This is a genomic window from Sphingomonas sp. 2R-10, assembly GCF_030062225.1.
GTDB lineage: Bacteria > Pseudomonadota > Alphaproteobacteria > Sphingomonadales > Sphingomonadaceae > Sphingomonas.
On sequence record NZ_JASCXF010000015.1, the window covers coordinates 15,533 to 36,693 of the forward strand.

Below are 21,161 nucleotides of genomic sequence, written 5' to 3' on the forward strand. Positions count from 1 at the left end.
CTTAGCCCCCTATGTTCGCATCTGCAACCAAGCGCGCACGAATCAATCCGCGAACCGCGTTGCCGATGTAAAATCCTTGCGCGAGATCGCTGATCTTCAGCGGCATCTCCACCGCTTCGCCCCGCGCGATCAATTCGCCGCGCAATACGCCGGGCAGCAGGCCGCGGTCGAGCGGCGGGGTCAGCAGCTGCGCCCCGGCGCCGACGAAGATCGAGGTGAAGCTGCCCTCCGTCACCTCGCCATGGTCGCCGACGAAGATCGTCTCGAAACAGCCCGGCGGCGGCGCGGGCCAGAAGCGGCGGTCGCTGGTCTTGTGCGCCAGCCGCAGGTCGCGCGGCGGGACGGGAAGGGGGGCCAGCCCCACGTCGACCGGTCCGGCGGGCGGAGTCGGCAGCGGGGTGACGTCGACCGCGATCGCGCCCGATACCGACAGCAGCAGCCGCACCCGCGACGCCTCGCGCAGCCGAAAGGTCGCCGCCTGCAATTCGTTGCGCGTCGCGTGGCGATCGAAAGCGAAGCCCAGCGCCCGCGCGCTGTCGGTCATGCGCGCCAGATGCCGTTCGAGCAGCGCGATGCCGGCGATCGGATCGAACGCCATCGTCTCGACCAGGTCGAACCGGCGCGGGGACGTGTCGAGGAACCGCGCCTTGGCAAGGCATTCGCGCCACTCCGCCGACGCATCCGAATCGGCGACCACCCCCGATCCCAGCCCGATCGTGGCGTGCGATCCGCCATCGGGCAGATGCAGCGTCCGGATCGCGACGTTGAACGTCGCGTCGCCACCGGCGTCGATCGCGCCGATCGCCCCGGTATAGATGCCGCGCGCGCGCCCCTCGACCGCGTCGATCGCCTCCATCGCCCGCCGCTTGGGCGCGCCGGTGATCGATCCGCACGGAAACAGTGCCGCCAGCGCATCGACCGCGGTCGTGCCCGGCAGCAGCTCTGCGGTCACCGAAGATACCAGCTGGTGGATGCTGGGATAGGTTTCGACGACGAACCGCTCGGGCACCCGGACGCTGCCCGGTTTCCCGACGCGCGACAGGTCGTTGCGCATCAGGTCGACGATCATCAGGTTCTCGGCGCGCTGCTTAGGATCGTTCGCCAGCGCATCGGCCACCGCCCGGTCGCGCGCGGGATCGGGATCGCGGGACGCCGTGCCCTTCATCGGTCGCGCGGTGATCCGTCCGCCCTCGACCGCGAAGAACAGCTCGGGCGAAAAGGACAGCAGCCAGTCGCTGCCGGTCCACACCACCGCGCCGTGCCCCGCCGCCGCCCGCGGCCGGATCGCGGCGTACAGCGCCAGTGGATCGCCCGCCACCGGCACCCGCGCGCCGAAGGTCAGGTTCGCCTGATAGATATCGCCCGCCGCGATCAGCTCGAGGATGTCGTTGCACTGCGCGGCATAGGTGTCGCGGTCGATATCGGGCATGACCGCGCCGATCCATGCGCCCGCCGGATCGGGCAGCAACGCCGCGGCATCGACCGTCTCGGCACGGTCGAACACCCCGAACCACAGCAACGGCGTCGCCGCATCGCGTACCGGCACGCCGGGCACCAGCGCGGCACCGGCTTCGTAGCCGAGATACCCCGCCACCGCCGCGCCCCCGACCACCGCCTTCGTCATGTCCGCCAGCGCGGCGGGGACGTCGGCGACGCGATCGGCGCGGATCACGCGGACCGGCGCCCGGTACAGCCGCGCGCCTCCCCCCGGCCGGGCATCGTCGAGCAGTACGAAGGGCCGCGTCGCATCGAGCATCCCCCACGCTTGCCGGTTGCGCGCGCGCGGGGCAACCATTCTTACGCTGCCTTGTGTACCGGGCATTAAGCAGTAAGGCGGGCGGCATGACCCCATCCCCGATCCGTGCGGCGATCATCCCGGTGACCCCGCTGCAACAGAATTGCACGCTCCTGTGGTGCACGAAGACGATGCGCGGCGCGTTCGTCGACCCCGGCGGCGACCTGCCGCGCCTGCTCGCCGCGGCGCAGCAGAACGGCGTGACGGTGGAAAAGATTCTCCTGACCCACGGCCATATCGACCATTGCGGAGAGGCGAAGCCGCTGGCCGAACAGCTGGGCGTGCCGATCGAGGGCCCGCACGAGGCCGACCGCTTCTGGATCGCGCGGCTGGACGAGGACGGCAAGCGCTGGGGCCTGCGCGGCGTACCGTTCGAACCCGACCGCTGGCTGGTCGAGGGCGACACGGTGACCGTCGGCGAAGCCACGCTGTCGGTGTACGAGACGCCGGGCCACACGCCGGGCCATGTCATCTTCTTCCACGAGGGCGCCCGATTCGCGCTGGTCGGCGACGTGTTGTTCCAGGGATCGGTCGGCCGCACCGATTTTCCGCTGTCCGACCATCAGGCATTGCTCGCATCGGTGGTGAGCAAGCTATGGCCGCTGGGCGACGACGTCGCGTTCGTGCCGGGCCATGGACCGGGCAGCACCTTCGGCCACGAACGCGCGACCAATCCTTTCGTTGGCGATGCGGTGCTGGCCAAATAGTCCTGGTCAGCACAATAATCGCCACCCCGGCGCAGGCTGGGGTCTTCCGCGGCTCTTGCTTCGTGCTATCGTCGGAGATCCCGGCCTTCGCCGGGATGGCCGGCGTGGCAGGGGATGGTGTCGCAGGCCCGATCCCAACCCAAAGCTTGCAACCCCACGCGAAAACGCTATAGGCGCGGTTCGCTTCGCGACCAGCCTGTTTGCCGGTCCGGCGGGTCGTCGGTCGCGCAAACGGTCCGGCACTTGCCTGGGCCGCGTCGGCAGTTGGTGGTGAAACCACCCGATACCCAAGTGATAAAGGTGCCGAAATGGCAGTTCCCAAGAGAAAGACCTCGCCCTCGAAGCGCGGTATGCGTCGCAGCCACGACTCGCTGAGCATCGAGTCGTTCCAGGAATGCCCGAACTGCGGCGAACTGAAGCGGCCGCACAACCTGTGCACCGCGTGCGGCCACTATAACGGTCGCGAAGTCGTCTCGGTCGAAGCGTAAGCGCTAACACCGGACAGGGAAGCACGCATGGCTGACGGGTCCTGGATCGCCATCGACGCGATGGGCGGTGACGAAGGGCTTGCCACCATGCTGGCGGGCGTCGCCCATGCACGGCGACGCCACGAATCGATGCGCTTCCTGCTGGTGGGCGACGAGGCGGCGATTCGCGCCGGTCTCGAATCGCATCCCAATCTCAGCGCCGCGTCGGAGATCGTCCACGCGCCCGAGGTCGTCGGTTCGTCGGACAAGCCCAGCCAGGCGATCCGCCGGGCGAAGGTGACGTCGATGGGCGTCGCGATCAACCTGGTAAAACAGGGGCGCGCCGCCGCCGCGGTGTCGGCGGGCAATACCGGCGCGCTGATGGCGATGGCGAAGCTGTCGCTGCGCACCATGCCGGGCATCGATCGCCCGGCGCTGGCGGCGTTGCTCCCCAGCCTCGGCGACAACGACCTGGTCATGCTCGACCTCGGCGCCAATGCCGAGTGCGATGCGCGCAACCTCGTCCAGTTCGCGGTGATGGGTGCCGCCTATGCCCGCACCGCGCTTGACCTCGAAAGCCCCCGCGTCGCGCTGCTGAACATCGGCACCGAGGAGCTGAAGGGCATCGACAGCGTGCGGGAAGCGGCGGCGACGCTGCGCGCCTCGCCGCATCTGCCGATGACCTTTTCGGGCTATATCGAGGGCGACCGCCTGTCGCGCGGACAGGTCGACGTCGTCGTCTGCGACGGTTTTTCGGGCAACATCGCGCTCAAGACCGCGGAGGGGACGGCGCGCTTCGTCGCCGACCTGCTCAAGCGCGCGTTCCGCTCGTCGGTGCGCTCCAAGATCGGTTTCCTGATCTCGCGCCCGGCCACCGAATTGCTGCGCCACCATCTTGACCCCAACAACCATAACGGCGCGGTCTTTCTCGGCCTCAACGGGCTGGTGGTGAAGAGCCATGGCAGCGCCAACGCGGCCGGCATCTCGAACGCGATCCAGGTCGCGGCCAAGATGGTGCGCGACGACCTGACCCGCAGCATCGCCAGCGATCTTGCAGGTATCGAGGCGCAGGCGGCATGATCCGCGCGGTCGTCACCGGCACCGGATCGGCGCTCCCGGCGAATCGCGTGTCGAACGCGCAGCTGGCCGAACGGGTCGATACCTCCGACGAATGGATCGTCGAGCGCACTGGCATCCGTTTCCGCCACATCGCCGCCGAGCATGAGACGACCGCGACGCTGGCGACCGATGCCGCGCGCGCGGCGATCGCCGCCGCCGGACTGGACGCGGGCCAGATCGACCTGATCGTGCTGGCGACCGCCACCCCCGACCAGACCTTTCCCGCCACCGCGACCAAGGTGCAGGCCGCGCTCGGCATCGACGACTGCGTCGCGTTCGACGTCGCGGCGGTGTGTTCGGGCTTCCTCTATGCGGTGCAGGTCGCCGATTCGATGCTGCGCGCCGGTGTCCACCGCCGTGCGCTGGTGATCGGCGCCGAGACGTTCAGCCGCATCCTCGACTGGGAGGATCGCGCCACCTGCGTCCTGTTCGGCGACGGTGCCGGCGCGATCGTGCTGGAGGCGACCGAGGATGCGGACGGTCGCGGCATCCTGTCGACCCGGCTCCATGCCGATGGCCGCCACAACGGCCTGCTCTATGTCGATGGCGGCCCCTCGACCACCGGCACCGTCGGCAAGCTGCGCATGAAGGGCAAGGAAGTGTTCCGCCACGCGGTCGTGAACCTCGCCGCCGTCATGGGTGAATCGCTCGACCTGGCCGGGCTGACGCCGGCGGATGTCGACTGGGTCGTGCCGCATCAGGCCAATGCCCGCATCCTCGATGCGACCGCGCGCAAGCTGGGCCTCGCGCCCGAAAAGGTCGTCGTCACCGTCGATCGCCATGCGAACACGTCGGCCGCCTCGGTGCCCCTCGCGCTGGACGTCGCGGTCAAGGACGGCCGGATCAAACGCGGCGACCTCGTCGTGCTGGAGGCGATGGGGGGTGGCTTCACCTGGGGCGCCGCCGTAGTGCGTTGGTAATCCTTTCGGATTTTTGAATCTCCGTATACGCTGTGCTAGCGGGGCAGCGTAGCATCAGGGGGACGAAGTACCATGGTATCCGAAGGCACGCTGACCCGCGCGGACCTCGCCGAGGAAATGCACCGCGAGATCGGCCTCTCGCGCGCCGATTCGGCCCGCGTCGTCGAACAGATCCTCGGCGCGATGTGCGAAGCGCTGTCGGATGGACAGAACGTCAAGATCTCGGGCTTCGGCAGCTTCGTGCTGCGCGACAAGGGCGAGCGCATCGGCCGCAACCCCAAGACCGGGATCGAGGTGCCGATCGCGCCGCGCCGCGTCCTGACCTTTCGCGCCAGCCAGATGATGCGCGACCGCATTGTCGCGGCGGACTGAAGGCCCGTTGGCGCCCCCGGTCGACAAGGCGCTGGGCGCCTATCGCACGATCGGCGAGGTCGCGCGCGACCTTGGGGTGCCGCAGCACCGGCTGCGCTATTGGGAAGGGCGCTTCCCGCAGATTCGCCCGCTGACCCGTGCGGGCGACCGCCGCCATTACCGGCCGGAGGACGTCGCGCTGCTGCGCCGCATCCATACGCTGCTGGGCGAACAGGGCTATACCGTGCGCGGGGTGCAGCAATTGCTGGCGCAGGAGGCGAAGGCGCCGCTGCCGGTCGCCCCCGCGCCGCGCCGCGCCGCCCGCATCACCGAATTGCGCGCCGTCCGCGCGCTGCTCGCCGATGCGCTGGCGGCGGACGGACTGGCGTAACGCCGACGATCCTGCCCGGGCGCCGTTGCGCCCCGCTTTCCCCCACGGCCAAACCTGCTAAACCGCGCGGGCGATGAGCGTATCCGACACCGAAGCCACCCATGATCCCGCTGCCCGGACGAGCCGGCGGTCCCGTTTCGCCCGTATCCGGCGGCGGTGGTGGTTCCGGCTGCCCGCCGTCGCGCTGTTGCTGGCCGGGATCGGCGTCTTCCTGATCTGGCTGCTGCTGTGGCGTACGCTGCCGTCGGTCGATTCGCTGCGCGCCTACGAACCGCCGCTGCCGACCAATGTCCGCGGGATCGAGGGCGATCCGATCCACAGCTATGCCCGCGAACGCCGCGTGCAGCTGTCCTATGCCGAATATCCGCCGCTGCTGGTCCGCGCGTTCCTCGCGGCGGAGGACCGGACCTTCTTCGACCATCACGGCGTCGACTATCCCGGCATCGCCGCGGCGATCCTGACGAACCTGCGCAGCGACGGCCGCCCGATCGGCGCGTCGACGATCACGCAACAGGTCGCGAAGAACCTGCTGCTGACCAACGAAGTCAGCTATGTCCGCAAGGCGAAGGAGGCGCTGCTCGCCTATCGTATCGAGAATGCGCTGACCAAGCAGCAGATCCTCGAACTCTATCTCAACCAGATCGCGCTCGGCCGCAACGCGTTCGGCGTCGAGGCGGCGGCCCATGCCTATTTCGGTAAGGACCTGCGCGAACTGACCCTGCCGCAGATGGCGTATCTGGCGATCCTGCCCAAGGGGCCGTCCAACTACACCCCCGAACGCGGCTATGACCGCGCGATCACCCGTCGCAACTGGGTGCTGCGCGAGATGGAGCGCAACGCCTTCATCACGCCGGCACAGCGCGCCGCGGCCACCGCCCAGCCGCTCGGCACCATCCCGCGCCAGACCCCGCGACAGGAAACGGCGGGCGGCTATTTCATCGAGGAAGTGCGCCGCCAGCTGCTCGGGGCATTCGGCGAGAATGCGAAGGACGGGCCGTACAGCGTCTATGCCGGCGGGTTGTGGGTGCGGACCTCGCTCGACCCGAAGATCCAGGTCGATGCGCAGGATGCGCTGCGTGCCGGGCTGATCCGCTTCGATTCGGGGCGTGGCTGGTCGGGACCGCTCAACAAGCCGCGCGCCACGATCGACGGCGACAACTGGCAGCAGGCGCTGCTCAACACCAATATCGCGGTCGATTATCAGGACTGGCAGGCGGCGATCGTGATTGCCAAGGCCGGGGGCGAGGCGCAGCTGGGCTTTGCCGATGGCCGCACCGGCACGTTGCCGCGCGGCAACGCGGTGATGCCGGTGCGGGGGCAGGGGGGCACCGCCTTCGCCGCGCTCGAACCCGGCGACATCGTCGCGGTCGCGCCGGCGGGCGGCGACTGGTCGCTGCGCTCGGTCCCGCGCGTATCGGGCGGCATGGTGGTGGAGGACCCGCGTACCGGCCGCATCCTCGCGATGCAGGGCGGGTTCGACAGCCGTATCCAGTCGTTCAACCGTGCGACGCAGGCGATGCGCCAGCCCGGCTCGACCATCAAGCCGATCGTCTATGCCGCCGCGCTGGAAGCGGGAATGACCCCCGCCTCGATCATCGTCGACGGCCCGTTCTGCGTGAACCAGGGCGGCCGGCTGGGCCAGAAATGCTTCCGCAACTTTGGCGGCGGCGGTGCCGGCCCGCACACGATGCGTTGGGGCGTCGAACAGTCGCGCAACCTGATGACGGTGCGCGCCGCAGCGCAGACCGGCATGGACAAGGTCAACGACCTGATCCAGCGCGTCGGCGTCAGCGACACGAAGTTTCCGCCCTATCTGTCCTACGCGCTGGGTGCGGGCGAAACGACGGTCATGCGCATGGTTAACGCATACTCGGTCCTCGCCAATCAGGGCCGCGAGCTGAAACCCACGGTGATCGATTTCGTGCAGGACCGCCGCGGCAAGGTGATCCTGCCGCAGAACTGGCGTGCGTGCGACGGCTGCAACGCGCCCGACTGGGACGGCAAGGCCATGCCGCGCCCGCAGATCAGGTCGCGTCAGGTGATGGACGCGATGAGCGCCTACCAGATGGTGCACATCATGGAGGGGGTGATCCAGCGCGGCACCGCCACCACGCTGCGCGACCTCGGCCGTCCGATCATGGGCAAGACCGGCACCTCGACCGGGCCGACCGACGTTTGGTTCGTCGGCGGCACGCCGCAGATGATCGCCGGCCTCTATCTCGGCTTCGACACGCCCCGGAACCTCGGCGGCTATGCCCAGGGCGGTACGATCGCCGCGCCGATCTACAAGAGCTTCGCTCTCAGGGCGTACAAGGACATGGACGTCCTGCCGTTCCGCGCGCCTGCGGGCGTACGCATGGTCCGCATCGACCGCGCCAGCGGCCGCCCGGTCTATGGCGGCTGGCCGACCACCGATCCCAAGGCGGCGATCATCTGGGAAGCGTTCAAACCCGAGACGGAGGCGCGTCGCGCCACCGGCCGGCTGGGCGAGGCGCGCGCGCCCGTCACCCGCGACCCGACCCGCGCCGCGCCCGTGCCGCAGCAGGCGCAACCGCGCGACAGCGACTTCTTGCAACGCGAAGGGGGAATCTACTAGCGCGCGGCCGATATCGGCGGCATCCCCCTCAGTCCCCTTCCCGGAGTTTTCCCCATGCGCGCCGAAGCGCAAGCCCATGTAGACAAGATCAACGATGCCCTCGCGCTGCTGCGCCGCTTCCTCGACTGGGACCGCGCGCTGCGCCGGCTCGACGAGCTGAACGCGCGCGTCGAGGACCAGGCGTTGTGGAACGATCCAAAGGCCGCGCAGGAGGTGATGCGCGAACGCCGCCGGCTGGACGAGGCGATCACCGCCACCCGCACCATCGAACGCGAACTGTCCGACACCGTCGAGCTGATCGAGATGGCCGATGCCGAGGGCGATGCCGAGATGGCGGAGGAAGGCGTCGCCAACCTCGCCGAGCTGGCCAGCCGCGCCGACCATGATAAGGTACAGGCGCTGCTGTCGGGCGAGGCCGACGGCAACGACACCTATATCGAGATCAACGCCGGTGCCGGCGGGACCGAGAGCCAGGACTGGGCCGGCATGCTGCAACGCATGTATACCCGCTGGGCCGAACGCCGCGGCATGAAGGTCGAGCTGGTCGACCAGCATTCGGGCGAACAGGCCGGCATCAAGTCGGCGACGCTGCTCATCAAGGGCGAGAATGCGTACGGCTTCGCCAAGACCGAGGGCGGCGTCCACCGCCTCGTCCGCATCAGCCCGTATGACAGCGCGGCGCGGCGCCACACCTCGTTCGCGTCGATCTGGGTCTATCCGGTGATCGACGACAATATCGAGGTCGACTACAACGAAAGCGACCTGCGCATCGACACCTATCGCGCGTCGGGTGCCGGCGGCCAGCACATCAACACGACCGATTCGGCGGTGCGAATCACGCACATCCCGACCGGGATCGTGGTGCAGTGCCAGAACCAGCGCTCGCAGCACAAGAACAAGGCGGAGGCCTATAACCAGCTGCGCGCCCGGTTGTACGAGCGCGAACTTGCGATCCGCGAGGCGGAGGCCAATGCCGAGAACGCGACCAAGACCGATATCGGCTGGGGCCACCAGATCCGCTCCTATGTGCTGCAACCGTACCAGATGGTGAAGGACCTGCGCACCGGCGTCGTCTCGACCGCGCCGGGCGACGTGCTGGACGGCGCGCTCGACCCGTTCATGGCCGCGGCCCTGTCGCAGCGCGTGACCGGCGAGAAGGTCGATATCGAGGATGTCGACTGAGATGCGCCGCGCCCTGTCCCTTGCCCTGCTGATGCTGGCCGGCTGCGACGCGACGCAGCCCGGCCCGGTCGCCAACGCGCATGGCGAGGACAAGCCGGTGTTCCCCAGGGCCGACCGGCCGGTGGCGACGATCGTGTCGGCGCGCTGGTCGACCGAGGAAGCGCGCGACCGGCTGAACGAAGCCGAGCTGGTGATGGACAAGGCCGGTATCGCGCCCGGCATGACCGTTGCCGATATCGGCGCGGGCGAGGGCTATTACACCATCCGCATGGCGCAGCGCGTCGGCCCGGACGGCCGCGTGCTGGCCGAGGACATCATCCCGCAGATCCGCGACGCGCTGGCGCAACGCGTCGCGCGCGAACGGCTCGACAATGTCAGCGTGCGGCTGGGCGAGCCCGACGATGCGAAGCTGCCGGCGAACAGCTTCGACCGGGTGCTGATGGTCCATATGTACCACGAGATCGCCGAGCCCTACGCCTTCCTGTGGAACCTGCGCCCGTCGCTGCGCCCCGGCGGGCGGGTGGTGGTGGTCGATGCCGACCGCGCCACCCGGAACCACGGCACCCCGCCCGCGCTGCTGAAATGCGAGTTCGAAGCGGTCGGCTACAAGCTGGTCGAGCTGCAGCGCATGCCCTCGGCCGGCGGCTATATCGCGATGTTCACACCGGCAGGGCCGCGCCCGGAGCCGAAGGACATCGTGCCGTGCCGCGTACCGGCACCGACGCCGAGCGCGACCCCCACCGGCACGCACAAGGGCTGAACTGCCTCACCCCGCCACCCACCGTTCAGTTCGAGCAGCTTCGAGCTTGTCGAGAAGAGGGTCAGGTGAACCATGCCCCGCATGGTTCAGGATTGTCCGGGGGACAATCCGACCCGATCCTCGTCGAGAACCGGGGCATTCGGGGCAACCCCTTCTCGACTACGGCTCTCGACAAGCTCGATCCTCCGCTCGAAGCAAACGGGGGTGAGAGGCGGGGAAGTGGGTAACCGGGCAGAACGCCGCCCACTCGCAACACCAGACACCCACCACCGTTCGTGCTGAGTAGCGACTGAGCGAAGTCGAAGGCGCGTATCGAAGCATCCGTGACCACCTTCGATACGCTGCGTCGACAGGCTCAGCGGCTACCCGGGGCAAACGGCGTTCGTGATCCCGTTTCCAAAACCGTCAGCCCAACAACACCGGCGCCAGCAGCAGCAACAGCTTCACATCGACCGCCTTGCCCGCCGCGCGCTGCGCATCCAGAAAGGCGGCGACGCCGTCCACCGGCACCCGGTGCACGACGATATCCTCGCCCGGCACGCCGCCGCCGTCGCCGACCTTTTCCAGCGCCCCGGCGCGGAACAGCGTGAAGCTTTCCGACACCATCCCCGGCGACGAATGATATTCGCCCAGCGACACCATGGTCCCCGCGCGATAGCCGGTCTCCTCCTCCAGTTCGCGCGTCGCCGCCACCGCCGCCGCCTCGCCTTCCGCATCGTCCCCGACCAGCCCCGCGGGCAGTTCGATGCAGTTGCGGCCCAGCGGCACGCGATATTGCTCGACCAGCAGCACATGGCCGTCGTCGATCGCGACGATCACCGCCGCGCCGATGCCGTTGGCGCGGCCGACATATTCCCAGCGGCCGCGTTTCTTCGCGGTGATGAAGCGGCCCGCCCACATCACTTCTTCGGGGGCATCGGCGTCGATCACAGCTCGATCAACCGGTCGGGCAGTTCGTTCATCGGGGTAGCTCCTCGTGGAAAATGCTCGGCCAGCACCGCGCCGATCGCACCGACCGCCGCGACGATGCCGTCGGCGGCGCGATCCTGCTTCAACGCCACCAGTAACGCCGCCAGCGCATCGCCCCACACCGCCTGCTCGACGCGGTCGTGGATCGCAGCCTCGGCGATCAGCTCGGCCCGATGTTCGTCGAGCGACAGGTACAGCAGCACGCCGGTCGCCGCGACGGTACGCCGTTCGGCGGCGGCGCGGAACAGCAGCAGCGCGCGGGCATGGACCCGCCGCGCCCTGGTCGCCGCCGGGGTCAGCGCCATGCGCAGCGGCATCCATGCGCAGGCATAGCGCACGATCAGGAACGTCGCCGTCATCGCCCACCCGGTCGTCGCCAGCAGGAAGCGTGGCGAGGGTGCGTCGCCCCACGGCTCGACCAGCCCATGCACCGCCAGCAGCCATGCCGGCCACAGCGCGGTCGCGGCCAGCACCAGCAGCATCGCCAGCACCGCGACGTGCAGCCCGACATCGTGATAGGCGTCCGATCGCCGCGCCAGCACGACGACGATCTCGCCATCGGTTGCCGCCTCGGCAGTCGCCACCGCATCGCGGATGCGCGTGCGATCCTCGGGGGTCATCGCCATCACCAATTCCCCGACGCGCCGCCGCCGCCGCCCGATCCGCCGCCCCCGCCGGTGAAGCCGCCGCCGGTCCAGCCGCTGCCGCCACCCGAACCACCGCTCCAGCCGCCCGACGACCCGCCGCTCCAGCCACCGCCGCCGCCGCGCGCGGCGCTGCGTGTCAGTTCGTCGGCGATCGACCACAGCACGACCTGCGCCACATCGCCCGCGGTGCCGCTGCGATGCCGCTGCCCCCGTGGCCCGGCACGTCGCCGCCGCCCGGAAAAGGCGATCATGCAGAACAGGATGACGCCGACCGCGATGAAGAACACCGTGCCGGTCGCCATGCCGGCGCCACTGGACCGCGGTCGCTGCGCCCGGTCGAACTTCACCACCGCCGCATCGGTCCGCGCCTGCGCCTCGTCGGGGCTGGCGCGCAGCTGTGCGATCACCGCATCGGCTCCGGCGGTCATCGCGCCGGGTACGTCGCCCGCCTGCAACTTCGGCATCATCTGCTGGCGGATGATCGTGCTCGACAACGCATCGGTCAGCACCGGTTCGAGGCCGTAGCCGACCTCCAGCCGCGGCCCGCGCTGTCCGGCGGGGTTGTTGGGCGCGATGAACAGGATCGCACCGTTGTCCACACCCTCCAGCCCGATGCCCCATGCGCGCAGCAGCTTGTAGCCATATTCCTCCAGCGGATAGCCCTGCACGTCGGCGATCGTCGCGACGACGAACTGCCGTTTGGTATCGCGCTGCAATGCCTGCAATTTCTGCGTCAGGTCGGCGCGTGTTTCCGCCGGCAGGACATTGGCGTCATCGACCACCAGCCCGCTGAACCTGGGGAATGTCTGCGCCCCCGCGGGCACCGCGCCGCCCAGCATCAGCAGCGCCAGCCACAGCGAGAGCAGGATGCGGTGCATCCCGGCGCTCAGCGCGCGTTGCCGAAATCGACCTGCGGCGCGACCTCGGCTCCGGCCTGCGCCTGGAAGCTCTGCTTGGGTTTCGCGCCATAGAAGACGCGCGCGCCGATCGCGTCGGGAAAGGTGCGGATGCGGGTGTTATAAGCCTGCACCGCTTCGTTATAGTCGCGCCGGGCGATGGCGATGCGGTTCTCGGTCCCTTCCAGCTGCGATTGCAGGTTCAGGAAATTCTGGTTGCTGGTCAGCTGCGGATACGCCTCGACCACCGTGCGCAACTGCCCCAGCGCCTGGGTCAGCTGGTTCTGCGCCGCCTGAAACCGCTGGAACGTCGCCGGGTCGGACAGGTCGTCGGTGGTGACGTTGATCGACGTCGCGGCGGCACGCGCCTGCGCGACCTGGGTCAGCACGCGCTCCTCCTGTCCCGCAAAGCCCTTCACCGTCGCGACGAGGTTGGGGATCAGGTCGGCGCGGCGCTGATACTGGTTCTGCACCTCGCCCCATCTGGCGTTCACATTCTCCTCGGCGGTCGGCACGCTGTTCACGCCGCATGCCGCCAGCGGCATCGCCGCCATCACCACCATCGCCCGCCGCATCTGCATGTTTGTTCACCCGGTGCTTGCCTGCGGCCATCGTATCGAAGCAATATGACGCCCTCAAGCAGAGACGGGAGGGCCGAGGTCCATGCTCAAGGAATTCCGCACGTTCGTCGCGCGCGGCAACGTGCTCGACCTCGCGGTCGGCGTCATCATCGGCGCGGCGTTCGGGACGATCACCAAATCGCTGACCGACGACATGATAATGCCGGTCATCGGCTGGCTGTTCGGCGGGTTCGATTTCTCCAGCTATTTCGTCAAGCTCGGACCCATTCCGGCGACTTACAAGGGCAGCCCCGACAGCTATACCGCGCTGAAGGCCGCCGGCGTCCCGCTGTTCGGCTATGGCCAGTTCCTCAGCGTCGTCATCAACTTCGTGATCCTCGCCTTCATCGTGTTCCTGCTGGTGAAGTTCGTGAACCGCGCGATCGCGGTGGTGCATCAGGAGCAGAAGGACGGCGACGTGCCCCCTGCCGCCGATCCGCCCGAGGTCGCGCTGCTGCGCGAGATCCGCGACGAACTGCGCGCGGCGAAGAAGCTGGATTAAACGTCACCCCGGCGAAGGCTGCGGTCTCCCTCGGCTCCTGCTGCGCGTCATCACCGGAAGATTCCAGCCTGCGCTGGAATGCCGTGTGCGTCAGGCCGCCGCCAGCTCCTGCGCCGCGGCGGCGGCCAGGCTGGTGCCGTCGAGGATGCGCGCGGTTTCGTCGCGGACCCGCGCCATCGCGTGGCGGATGGCGCAGCTCGCCTCGTCCTTGCAGTCGCCGCACGGGCGGTATGCGGTGCGGCTGACGCACGGGACCAGCGCCAGCGGCCCCTCGATCACGCGGATGATTTCGCCCAGCGAGATCAGGTGCGCCGGCCGCGCGAGGTGATATCCGCCCGCCTTGCCCCGCGTCGACGACAGGAACCCGGCCTCGCGCAGATCGGCGAGGATCAGTTCGAGGAACTTGCGCGGCACGTTGGCGGCGGCGGCGATGCGGTGCATCGGCATCGGTGCCTCGCCCGCGGGCTGTTCGGCCAGGAACAGCATCGCGCGAAGCGCATAGCGGGAACGCTGGGTCAGCATGATCCTGTCGCCCATGCCACTTGGACGCGCCCGAGGGAAGTCCGCTTCTTTTCAAAGCCGGGACGAGCGCCTATATGCCCTTTCGTCGGCTTACAGCCGGCTATGACGATAAACTGCGGCGTGCAATAGACGCAGCGGACCCGGGGGCAGTACCCGGCGGCTCCACCATAAGGTGGTGTTCTGGACACCGTTTCTGACGGGGCCGAACCAGGATCGACGTGTGTTGAAAAGCGCTGTTTTCGTTCGGAATGGGACCACCGCAACGGCCCATACACACAAGTGCCAACGATAACGAAGCACTCGCGATTGCGGCGTAACTGAGGGCCTCACGGCCTGAAGTTACTCCAAGATAGCGCGGTTGGACCGAACCGGGCAACAGAATCGGATTCCAGCGGCCGCCGGGGGGGCCGGGCAACAGAACCCCCCGGACCTTGCGCGCGCGGAGCACCGGGCAACAGAAGCTCCCCACCTTTCTCCATGCCGATCCGAACGTCACCCCGGCGCAGGGTGGGGTCTCTCGCCATGTGCGCACCCCCGATTGCCACGAACGCGGTCATTGTCCCGCGCTATTACCGGGAGATTCCAGCCTGCGCTGGAATGACGGGTGTTGGCGGGGCGGGGCCATGCGACGCGCGGGCGAACCCGCGCCACCAGCCGCCTTGCCGTATCCGTCGCACCCACGCTACGCCCCCGCGCATGGATACCCAGCTCATCGCCCTGCTCATGCTGGTCGCGTTCCTCGCCGGCACCATCGATGCGATGGCGGGCGGGGGCGGGCTCATCACCATTCCGGCATTGCTGGCGGCCGGCATGCCGCCGGTCGTGGCGCTGGGCACCAACAAGCTGCAAAGCGCGTTCGGCACCGCCGGCGCGACCTTCGCCTTCTGGCGCAAGGGGCATATCGACCTGCGCCGCTTCGCCCGGCTGGCGCTGGCGTCGTTCGGCGGGGCGGCGGCCGGCGCGGCGCTGGTGCAGACGATCGATCCGCACTTCCTCTCCGGGCTGCTGCCGGTGCTGCTGGTGGCGATGGCGCTGTATTTCCTGCTCGGGCCGCGGCTGTCCGACGTCGATACCCATGTCCGCCTCGCGCCGGCGGGGCTGCTGCTCGCGGTGGCGGCGATCGGCACCTATGACGGGTTCTTCGGGCCGGGGACGGGGTCGTTCTTCACGCTGCTGCTGGTCACCGCCGCCGGCATGGGCGCGACGCGGGCGGTGGCGCATACCAAGCTGCTGAACCTCGCCAGCAACCTTGCCGGCCTCGCGGTCATGATCGCGGGCGGCCATGTGTGGTGGACGGTGGGGTTGGCGATGGCGGTCGCCAGCGTTGCCGGCGGACAGGTCGGCGCGGCGCTCGCCATCCGCTTCGGCGGCCGCGCGATCCGGCCGCTGCTGGTCGTGGTGTCGCTGGCGCTGACGGTGAAGCTGGTCGCGGACCCGGCCAATCCGCTCAGGATGTGGCTGGGGGTGTAGCCTTTCCCCACCTCCGTTTGCTTCGAGCGCAGGTTCGAGCCTGTCGAGAACCGAAGTCGAGAAGGGGTTGCCCCAAGCGGGCCGTTCTCGACGGGCGCTTCTCGACAAGCTCGAAGCTGCTCGAACCAAACGGTGGGGGGAGGGGGGGATCAGTCCAGCTGCGCGCCGGCCACCCGCGTCAACCGGCACGCAAGGTCCGCCTCCCCCGACGCCACGATCCAGTCGTCGCCGTCGGCCACGATGCCGGTCGTGAACACCACCGGCTGCGGCAGGTACGCCTGGTGCGCGATCGGCGCGATCAGCGCGGGTGCCGCCTCCAGCACCGGCACGCGTTCGTCACGCTCCAGCACCCGCGACACGTCATGGTCGATCAGCGCGCGATAGGTGCGATACACCCCGACCGCGCCCTGCTTCTCGACGCCGTGATACAGCAGCATCCACCCGCGCCTCGTCCGCACCGGCTGCGTGCCCCCGCCCAGCTTGTACGCCGCCGCCCCTTTGAGCGGGCGCAGCGCCGGTTCGCTGAGCGGCCGCCAATGCAGCATGTCGGGCGAGGTCGCGACGTTGATGCTCGGCCCGCTGCCCTCCGCCGCGTCGGGCGCCGCCACGAACCACGCATCCGACAGCGGCCGGGTCAGCGCGACGAACCGGTCGCCGACCCGCCCCTCGAACGGCACCATGTCCTTGTTGCCATGATCCAGCACCATGCCCTGCGACCGCCAGTCATACCCGTCGTCCGACCGGTACATCACCGTGCACAGCCGCCCGCCCGACACCCCGCACACCGTCATCCAGTAGACGCCGTCGATCACTGCGATGCGCGGGTCCTCGACACCATATTGGGCATGGTCCGCCGACGGCTCGACCGCGCGGTCGTAATGCACCGCCACCACCCGCTGCCCGTCGGCCGACAGCTCGACCGGCAGCAGCCACGACAGCGAGGTGAGGCCGAGGAACGGATACGCCCCGCCGTTCAGCGAAAAGAAGCGCGGGTCGCTGACATCCGCCGCGTCCGCCGGAAACGCATCCAGCACATATCCGGTCGGCGTCCAGCGGATCGAGCGGACGCAGCCGCCCCGCACCGGTTCGCGCAGCGCCTCGGCGATCCGCACCAGCAACAGCAGGTTGCCGCCGGGCAGCCGCGTCAGCGCCGGATTGAACGCCCCCAGCACATAGGTCGGCTCGGCGATGCCGCGCCTGAGCGGCGAGCGCGTCAGGTCGACATCGTCGGGGGCGAAGACGATCCGGTCGTCGCTCATTGCCCGCCATCGTCCTGCATCGAGCGGTGATGGCGGATCACCTCGTCGATGATGAAGCGCAGGAACTTCTCGGAAAATTCGGGGTCGAGGTCGGCGTCGCGGGCCAGCGCGCGCAGCCGCGCGATCTGCGCCTCCTCGCGGCCCGGATCGGCGGGAGGCAGCCCTTCCTCCGCCTTGTAGCGGCCGACCGCCTGCGTCACCTTGAACCGTTCGGCGAGCAGGAAGACGAGCGCGGCATCGATATTGTCGATGCTCTGGCGAAAGCGTTGCAGCGTCGCGTCGGGCATGGCGTCCTCTTTTGTAACCAAAGGGGGCGACCGGCCCGCCGTCCCGTCGTCCCTTTCGCGCGACCGGACGCGCGGCGCAACCCCGCCTTTCCCTTGCGTTCGGCCCCGTGAACCGCCACATCGCTTACGACATGACGGCCACCCTCCACCGCCTCGACAAGCGTACCGACCCCTCGCTCGATCCGCTGATGGCGTTGGTCGCCGACGACATGAACCGCGTGAACGCGGTGATCCTCGACCGGATGCAGTCGAAGATTCCGCTCATCCCCGAACTCGCCGGTCACCTGATCGCGGGCGGGGGCAAGCGGATGCGGCCGATGCTGACGCTCGCCAGCGCGCGGCTGATCGGCTATGGCGGCACGCGCCACCACCTGCTGTCGGCGGCGGTCGAATTCATCCACACCGCGACGCTGCTACACGACGACGTGGTCGACGGCTCCGACCTGCGCCGCGGCAAGCGCACCGCCAACATCATCTGGGGCAACCCGGCCAGCGTGCTGGTCGGCGATTTCCTGTTTTCCAAGAGCTTCGAACTGATGGTCGAGGCGGAAAGCCTCAAGGCGCTGCGCGTCCTGTCGGGTGCGTCGGCGGTGATCGCCGAAGGCGAAGTGAACCAGCTGACTGCGATCCGCCGCATCGACACCGCCGAGGACCGCTATCTCGACATCATCGGTGCCAAGACCGCCGCGCTGTTCGCCGCCGCCTGCCGCATCGCCGCGATCGTCGCCGACCGCTCGGACGCCGACGAGGCCGCACTGGACGCCTATGGCCGCAACCTCGGCATCGCGTTCCAGCTGGTCGACGACGCGATCGATTACGTTTCCGACGCCGATACCATGGGCAAGGACGCGGGCGACGACTTCCGCGAAGGCAAGATGACGCTGCCGGTCATCCTCGCCTATGCCCGCGGCGACGATGCGGCGCGCGCCTTCTGGCGCGATGCGGTGTCGGGCAAGCGCGCGAGCGATGCCGACCTCGCCCATGCCATCACCCTGATCCGCTCGACCCGTGCGGTCGACGACACGCTGGCCCGCGCCCGCCATTACGGCCAGCGCGCGATCGATGCGCTGGGCGGCTTCGCGGGCGGCGCGGCCAAGGACGCGATGATCGAGGCGGTCGAATTCGCGATCCGCCGCGCCTATTGACGGCGTCGGGCGTAGCTAACCCTTTGTAAACCAACGTCGTGCAGCATTGCGGCGGGCACGGCATTTGGCGCGTGTCCGCGTTGCAGGGGCTTGCATGCAGATCGCCGACGACCCCGCCTTTCGCGGGTCCATCACCGCGTCACCCTGGACGATCGACTTCGCGTTGTTCGGCCATTGGGACCTCGGCACCGTCGCCCGCTTCGGCGCGGCGCTGCGCGATGCGGTGACGCGGCTACCGACGCTGGGGGTCCGGCCAGGTGAACAGGTCGCGCTGTTCGACATCACCGGCTTCGCGGTCCAGTCCCCGGACGTCCTCGCCGCGATCGGCGAGATCGCCGACCGCTCGCGCACGACCTCGCGCAAGATCGCGCTGGTCCGCAACAGCGCGCTGCTGGCGATGCAGGTCAAACGCGCCATTCCGCACCTGTCGATGTTCGACACGCGCGAGGACGCGCTAGCGTGGTTGCGGGAGGAGGGGGGCGCCGAAGCATCGGCTTGAGGTCCGCACCATCGTCCTTCGCGCACCGGCGAGGATCCATGTGCGCTGCCACACGCAATGAGGCGCCGTCATTGCCGAAGTATATTGCGACAGGAAACGTCCGTAAGAGGTGCAGCATGGTATTCCGGCAAGTCCGACCCTTGCCGGGCCCCCGCGCAGGCGGGGCCCAGAGCCAAGCAGAACAACGGTTTGTGCCTGCGACCCTGGACCCCCGCCTGCGCGGGGGTACGCCGGAGCGAAATTCGCAAAGGTTCCGCCTCCGTCAGGTTGCGGGAATTGCATGGCCGCACCTTCGCCCGCCGCTGGAATATACTGCTTTTGCAGGAGCGACACGGGCGACGGGCGCTCCCGAAAAGAACCGCTTTCCTACACGCCCGTCCGCTGCCACGCTCCGGTCACGCTCTTTTACACCGTGACCGCCCCCGACCCCGGTGCACCCGTGCGACAAACTGCGCACGAGTGTGACTTTCGTGACCTTTGCCTTACGCCGCGCGCTTTTCCAGCGCCTGTGCCGCTTCCGCCATCAGCGCCCTGATGATCTCGGCCGCCGGTTCTTCCTTCGTCACCATGCCGACCGACTGCCCGGCCATCAGGCTGCCATGCTCGATATCGCCGTCGATCACCGCGCGGCGCAGCGCGCCTGCCCAGTAATGTTCGATCTGCAACTGCGCCTCGGCCATCGCCACGCTGCCCTCGTCCAGCAGCTGCGCCACCTCGCGCTGCTTGGCGGTGAACAGCTCGCCGCCGGCATTCTTCAGCGCGCGCACCGGGATCACCGGCAACCGCGCATCGATCTGCACGCTCGCCACCGCGTCGCGCGCCGACGCGCGCAGGAACGCCTTCTTGAATGCCGGATGCGCGATCGATTCGGTGGCGCAGACGAAGCGCGTGCCGAGCTGCACGCCCGCCGCCCCCATATCCAGATAGCCGGCGATCGCCTCGCCCCGGCCGATCCCGCCCGCGACGAACACCGGCACCTGTTCGGCGACCTCGGGCAGCATCTCCTGCGCCAGTACGCTGGTGGAAACCGGGCCGATATGGCCGCCGGCCTCCATCCCCTCGATCACCAGCGCGTCGGCGCCCGACCGGATCAGCTTCTTCGCCAATGCCAGCGCCGGGGCGAAGGCGATGACCCTGGCCCCCGTCGCCTTGATCGCCTCCAGCGACCCCTTGGGCGGCAGGCCGCCGGCCAGCACGACATGGGTGACGCCGTGGCGCCCGCACACCTCGATCAGGTCGAACAGCGCCGGGTGCATCGTGATGAGGTTCACCCCGAACGGCTTGTCCGTCAGGGCTTTCGTCCCCGCGATCTCCCGGTCGAGCAGTTCGGGGGTCATCGCGCCGCAGGCGATCACCCCGAACCCGCCGGCGTTGGAAATGGCGGCGACGAGGTTGCGCTCGCTCACCCACGACATTGCCCCGCACAGGATCGCGGTTTCGGAACCGAGGAAGTCACGGCCGCGCGCCATGCGGCGCTCAAGGCGCTCGGCGCCGATCGAAGCGTTGGTCATTGCCCCGCCTAGCGCGGGCGGGCGGCTTCGGGCAAGCAGGGACGATGATGCGACAGGAACATGGCGAACTGGTGGTCACCACCAACGGGCAGGGGCTGGTCCTCATCACCGGACAGGTGCGCCACTGGGTCGATGCGACCGGCATCGCCAGCGGGCTGCTCACGATGTTCTGCCGCCATACCTCGGCCTCGCTGCTGGTGCAGGAAAACGCCAGCGAGGCGGCGCGCGACGACCTCGAACGCTATTTCCGCCACATCGCGCCGGAAAGCGACCGCTATGCGCATGACGAGGAGGGGGCGGACGACATGCCCGCCCATCTGCGCACGGCGCTGACGGACACGTCGCTGTCGATCCCCGTCGTCGGCCACCGCCCGGTGCTGGGCACGTGGCAGGGCATCTACCTGTTCGAACACCGCCGCGCCGCCCACCGCCGCAGGATCGCGGTACACCTGATCGGCGAATAATCCTCCCCGGCACGGGGAGGGGGGACCAGCGAAGCTGGTGGAGGGGGGTATCGGCGTCCACAACGGTTGCGTTGCGCGGCCA

At 68.8% G+C, this 21,161-nt stretch carries 23 protein-coding genes and 1 other RNA gene; 15 read left to right on the forward strand and 9 right to left on the reverse strand.

Annotation, left to right across the window (positions count from 1 at the left end; all coding sequences use genetic code 11):
- Nucleotide 1: 1 nt before the first annotated feature.
- A complete protein-coding gene (gene pabB / locus QLH51_RS08535; RefSeq protein WP_206429011.1) occupies nt 2–1,795 on the reverse strand; it encodes an aminodeoxychorismate synthase component I in 1,794 nt (597 codons plus the stop codon).
- 47 nt (nt 1,796–1,842) lie between these two features.
- On the opposite strand from pabB, the gene QLH51_RS08540 reads away from it, so the two are divergent.
- The 9 genes from QLH51_RS08540 to QLH51_RS08580 all read left to right on the forward strand — a co-directional run bounded on the left by QLH51_RS08540 (nt 1,843) and on the right by QLH51_RS08580 (nt 10,288).
- Nucleotides 1,843–2,502, forward strand: a complete 660-nt coding sequence (locus QLH51_RS08540) for an MBL fold metallo-hydrolase (protein WP_125657619.1) — start codon at nt 1,843–1,845, stop codon at nt 2,500–2,502.
- A 308-nt stretch (nt 2,503–2,810) separates the two neighbouring features.
- Nucleotides 2,811–2,990: a 50S ribosomal protein L32 gene (rpmF, locus tag QLH51_RS08545; RefSeq protein WP_055757350.1), complete on the forward strand. Its 180-nt coding sequence runs from the start codon at nt 2,811–2,813 to the stop codon at nt 2,988–2,990.
- Between the two features lie 27 nt (nt 2,991–3,017).
- The gene (gene plsX / locus QLH51_RS08550) at nt 3,018–4,049 is read left to right on the forward strand and encodes a phosphate acyltransferase PlsX (protein WP_125657622.1); all 1,032 of its coding nucleotides are present in this window, start codon (nt 3,018–3,020) and stop codon (nt 4,047–4,049) included.
- On the forward strand, nt 4,046–5,008 hold the full coding sequence (locus tag QLH51_RS08555; RefSeq protein ID WP_125657625.1) for a beta-ketoacyl-ACP synthase III: 963 nt from the start codon (nt 4,046–4,048) through the stop codon (nt 5,006–5,008). Before plsX ends, QLH51_RS08555 begins: the two co-directional genes overlap by 4 nt.
- 72 nt (nt 5,009–5,080) lie before the next feature.
- On the forward strand, nt 5,081–5,380 hold the full coding sequence (locus QLH51_RS08560) for an integration host factor subunit alpha (protein ID WP_125657628.1): 300 nt from the start codon (nt 5,081–5,083) through the stop codon (nt 5,378–5,380).
- A gap of 7 nt (nt 5,381–5,387) precedes the next feature.
- Nucleotides 5,388–5,750: a MerR family transcriptional regulator gene (locus QLH51_RS08565; RefSeq protein ID WP_125657631.1), complete on the forward strand. Its 363-nt coding sequence runs from the start codon at nt 5,388–5,390 to the stop codon at nt 5,748–5,750.
- 73 nt (nt 5,751–5,823) lie between these two features.
- On the forward strand, nt 5,824–8,346 hold the full coding sequence (locus QLH51_RS08570; protein ID WP_125657634.1) for a penicillin-binding protein 1A: 2,523 nt from the start codon (nt 5,824–5,826) through the stop codon (nt 8,344–8,346).
- A 54-nt stretch (nt 8,347–8,400) separates the two neighbouring features.
- Complete coding sequence (prfB, locus tag QLH51_RS08575) at nt 8,401–9,528, forward strand: peptide chain release factor 2 (protein WP_125657637.1); 1,128 nt, start codon at nt 8,401–8,403, stop codon at nt 9,526–9,528.
- Nucleotides 9,518–10,288, forward strand: a complete 771-nt coding sequence (locus tag QLH51_RS08580; protein ID WP_206429012.1) for a class I SAM-dependent methyltransferase — start codon at nt 9,518–9,520, stop codon at nt 10,286–10,288. Before prfB ends, QLH51_RS08580 begins: the two co-directional genes overlap by 11 nt.
- A 405-nt stretch (nt 10,289–10,693) precedes the next feature.
- Here the strand turns inward: QLH51_RS08580 and QLH51_RS08585 are convergent, their stop codons facing one another.
- Genes QLH51_RS08585 through QLH51_RS08600 form a run of 4 tightly spaced genes read right to left on the reverse strand, consistent with a single transcriptional unit; the run spans nt 10,694 to nt 13,381 of the window.
- Nucleotides 10,694–11,188 (reverse strand): NUDIX hydrolase, encoded by a 495-nt coding sequence (locus tag QLH51_RS08585; protein WP_125657824.1) that lies wholly within the window; start codon nt 11,186–11,188, stop codon nt 10,694–10,696.
- Between the two features lie 26 nt (nt 11,189–11,214).
- The gene (locus QLH51_RS08590; protein ID WP_125657640.1) at nt 11,215–11,883 is read right to left on the reverse strand and encodes a TPM domain-containing protein; all 669 of its coding nucleotides are present in this window, start codon (nt 11,881–11,883) and stop codon (nt 11,215–11,217) included.
- Complete coding sequence (locus QLH51_RS08595) at nt 11,883–12,782, reverse strand: TPM domain-containing protein (protein WP_125657643.1); 900 nt, start codon at nt 12,780–12,782, stop codon at nt 11,883–11,885. Before QLH51_RS08595 ends, QLH51_RS08590 begins: the two co-directional genes overlap by 1 nt.
- 8 nt (nt 12,783–12,790) lie before the next feature.
- The gene (locus QLH51_RS08600) at nt 12,791–13,381 is read right to left on the reverse strand and encodes a LemA family protein (protein ID WP_125657646.1); all 591 of its coding nucleotides are present in this window, start codon (nt 13,379–13,381) and stop codon (nt 12,791–12,793) included.
- Nucleotides 13,382–13,463: 82 nt separating this feature from the next.
- On the opposite strand from QLH51_RS08600, the gene mscL reads away from it, so the two are divergent.
- Nucleotides 13,464–13,922 carry a large conductance mechanosensitive channel protein MscL gene (gene mscL, locus QLH51_RS08605; protein ID WP_125657649.1) on the forward strand — a complete coding sequence of 153 codons (459 nt, stop codon included), beginning with the start codon at nt 13,464–13,466 and terminating at the stop codon, nt 13,920–13,922.
- A gap of 90 nt (nt 13,923–14,012) precedes the next feature.
- Here mscL and QLH51_RS08610 read toward each other — a convergent pair whose 3' ends face one another.
- A complete protein-coding gene (locus tag QLH51_RS08610; RefSeq protein WP_125657827.1) occupies nt 14,013–14,444 on the reverse strand; it encodes an RrF2 family transcriptional regulator in 432 nt (143 codons plus the stop codon).
- 44 nt (nt 14,445–14,488) lie between these two features.
- On the opposite strand from QLH51_RS08610, the gene ssrA reads away from it, so the two are divergent.
- Together ssrA and QLH51_RS08620 are read left to right on the forward strand one after the other, a co-directional pair.
- Nucleotides 14,489–14,834, forward strand: a transfer-messenger RNA (tmRNA) gene (gene ssrA / locus QLH51_RS08615).
- A 306-nt stretch (nt 14,835–15,140) separates the two neighbouring features.
- Nucleotides 15,141–15,914: a TSUP family transporter gene (locus QLH51_RS08620; protein WP_206429015.1), complete on the forward strand. Its 774-nt coding sequence runs from the start codon at nt 15,141–15,143 to the stop codon at nt 15,912–15,914.
- 149 nt (nt 15,915–16,063) lie between these two features.
- Here the strand turns inward: QLH51_RS08620 and QLH51_RS08625 are convergent, their stop codons facing one another.
- Together QLH51_RS08625 and QLH51_RS08630 are read right to left on the reverse strand one after the other, a co-directional pair.
- Nucleotides 16,064–17,173 carry a glycosidase gene (locus tag QLH51_RS08625; RefSeq protein ID WP_125657652.1) on the reverse strand — a complete coding sequence of 370 codons (1,110 nt, stop codon included), beginning with the start codon at nt 17,171–17,173 and terminating at the stop codon, nt 16,064–16,066.
- Entirely contained in the window at nt 17,170–17,460 is a 291-nt protein-coding gene (locus tag QLH51_RS08630) for a chorismate mutase (RefSeq protein ID WP_125657656.1), read from the reverse strand. The genes QLH51_RS08625 and QLH51_RS08630 overlap by 4 nt, the downstream gene beginning before the upstream one ends.
- 131 nt (nt 17,461–17,591) lie before the next feature.
- Here QLH51_RS08630 and QLH51_RS08635 point away from each other — a divergent pair, with 131 nt between their 5' ends.
- Both QLH51_RS08635 and QLH51_RS08640 read left to right on the forward strand, forming a co-directional pair.
- Complete coding sequence (locus tag QLH51_RS08635) at nt 17,592–18,605, forward strand: polyprenyl synthetase family protein (RefSeq protein ID WP_125657659.1); 1,014 nt, start codon at nt 17,592–17,594, stop codon at nt 18,603–18,605.
- Between the two features lie 94 nt (nt 18,606–18,699).
- A complete protein-coding gene (locus QLH51_RS08640) occupies nt 18,700–19,104 on the forward strand; it encodes a hypothetical protein (RefSeq protein ID WP_125657662.1) in 405 nt (134 codons plus the stop codon).
- 482 nt (nt 19,105–19,586) lie between these two features.
- Here QLH51_RS08640 and QLH51_RS08645 read toward each other — a convergent pair whose 3' ends face one another.
- A complete protein-coding gene (locus tag QLH51_RS08645) occupies nt 19,587–20,573 on the reverse strand; it encodes an NAD(P)H-dependent flavin oxidoreductase (protein ID WP_125657833.1) in 987 nt (328 codons plus the stop codon).
- A gap of 89 nt (nt 20,574–20,662) precedes the next feature.
- Here QLH51_RS08645 and QLH51_RS08650 point away from each other — a divergent pair, with 89 nt between their 5' ends.
- A complete protein-coding gene (locus tag QLH51_RS08650) occupies nt 20,663–21,079 on the forward strand; it encodes a secondary thiamine-phosphate synthase enzyme YjbQ (RefSeq protein WP_125657836.1) in 417 nt (138 codons plus the stop codon).
- Nucleotides 21,080–21,161: the final 82 nt, after the last annotated feature.

What these genes read in the sequence shown, in the direction of transcription:
- QLH51_RS08640 (WP_125657662.1), top strand. Translation starts at nt 18,700, where the DNA reads ATGCAGATCGCCGACGACCCCGCCTTTCGCGGGTCCATCACCGCGTCA.
- QLH51_RS08620 (WP_206429015.1), top strand. Translation starts at nt 15,141, where the DNA reads ATGGATACCCAGCTCATCGCCCTGCTCATGCTGGTCGCGTTCCTCGCC.
- QLH51_RS08540 (WP_125657619.1), top strand. Translation starts at nt 1,843, where the DNA reads ATGACCCCATCCCCGATCCGTGCGGCGATCATCCCGGTGACCCCGCTG.
- pabB (WP_206429011.1), bottom strand. Translation starts at nt 1,795, where the DNA reads ATGGTTGCCCCGCGCGCGCGCAACCGGCAAGCGTGGGGGATGCTCGAT.
- mscL (WP_125657649.1), top strand. Translation starts at nt 13,464, where the DNA reads ATGCTCAAGGAATTCCGCACGTTCGTCGCGCGCGGCAACGTGCTCGAC.
- QLH51_RS08630 (WP_125657656.1), bottom strand. Translation starts at nt 17,460, where the DNA reads ATGCCCGACGCGACGCTGCAACGCTTTCGCCAGAGCATCGACAATATC.
- QLH51_RS08585 (WP_125657824.1), bottom strand. Translation starts at nt 11,188, where the DNA reads ATGTGGGCGGGCCGCTTCATCACCGCGAAGAAACGCGGCCGCTGGGAA.
- QLH51_RS08610 (WP_125657827.1), bottom strand. Translation starts at nt 14,444, where the DNA reads ATGCTGACCCAGCGTTCCCGCTATGCGCTTCGCGCGATGCTGTTCCTG.
- rpmF (WP_055757350.1), top strand. Translation starts at nt 2,811, where the DNA reads ATGGCAGTTCCCAAGAGAAAGACCTCGCCCTCGAAGCGCGGTATGCGT.
- QLH51_RS08625 (WP_125657652.1), bottom strand. Translation starts at nt 17,173, where the DNA reads ATGAGCGACGACCGGATCGTCTTCGCCCCCGACGATGTCGACCTGACG.
- QLH51_RS08635 (WP_125657659.1), top strand. Translation starts at nt 17,592, where the DNA reads ATGACGGCCACCCTCCACCGCCTCGACAAGCGTACCGACCCCTCGCTC.
- QLH51_RS08600 (WP_125657646.1), bottom strand. Translation starts at nt 13,381, where the DNA reads ATGCAGATGCGGCGGGCGATGGTGGTGATGGCGGCGATGCCGCTGGCG.
- prfB (WP_125657637.1), top strand. Translation starts at nt 8,401, where the DNA reads ATGCGCGCCGAAGCGCAAGCCCATGTAGACAAGATCAACGATGCCCTC.
- QLH51_RS08560 (WP_125657628.1), top strand. Translation starts at nt 5,081, where the DNA reads ATGGTATCCGAAGGCACGCTGACCCGCGCGGACCTCGCCGAGGAAATG.
- QLH51_RS08595 (WP_125657643.1), bottom strand. Translation starts at nt 12,782, where the DNA reads ATGCACCGCATCCTGCTCTCGCTGTGGCTGGCGCTGCTGATGCTGGGC.
- QLH51_RS08555 (WP_125657625.1), top strand. Translation starts at nt 4,046, where the DNA reads ATGATCCGCGCGGTCGTCACCGGCACCGGATCGGCGCTCCCGGCGAAT.
- QLH51_RS08645 (WP_125657833.1), bottom strand. Translation starts at nt 20,573, where the DNA reads ATGGCGCGCGGCCGTGACTTCCTCGGTTCCGAAACCGCGATCCTGTGC.
- QLH51_RS08650 (WP_125657836.1), top strand. Translation starts at nt 20,663, where the DNA reads ATGCGACAGGAACATGGCGAACTGGTGGTCACCACCAACGGGCAGGGG.
- QLH51_RS08570 (WP_125657634.1), top strand. Translation starts at nt 5,824, where the DNA reads ATGAGCGTATCCGACACCGAAGCCACCCATGATCCCGCTGCCCGGACG.
- plsX (WP_125657622.1), top strand. Translation starts at nt 3,018, where the DNA reads ATGGCTGACGGGTCCTGGATCGCCATCGACGCGATGGGCGGTGACGAA.
- QLH51_RS08590 (WP_125657640.1), bottom strand. Translation starts at nt 11,883, where the DNA reads ATGGCGATGACCCCCGAGGATCGCACGCGCATCCGCGATGCGGTGGCG.
- QLH51_RS08580 (WP_206429012.1), top strand. Translation starts at nt 9,518, where the DNA reads ATGTCGACTGAGATGCGCCGCGCCCTGTCCCTTGCCCTGCTGATGCTG.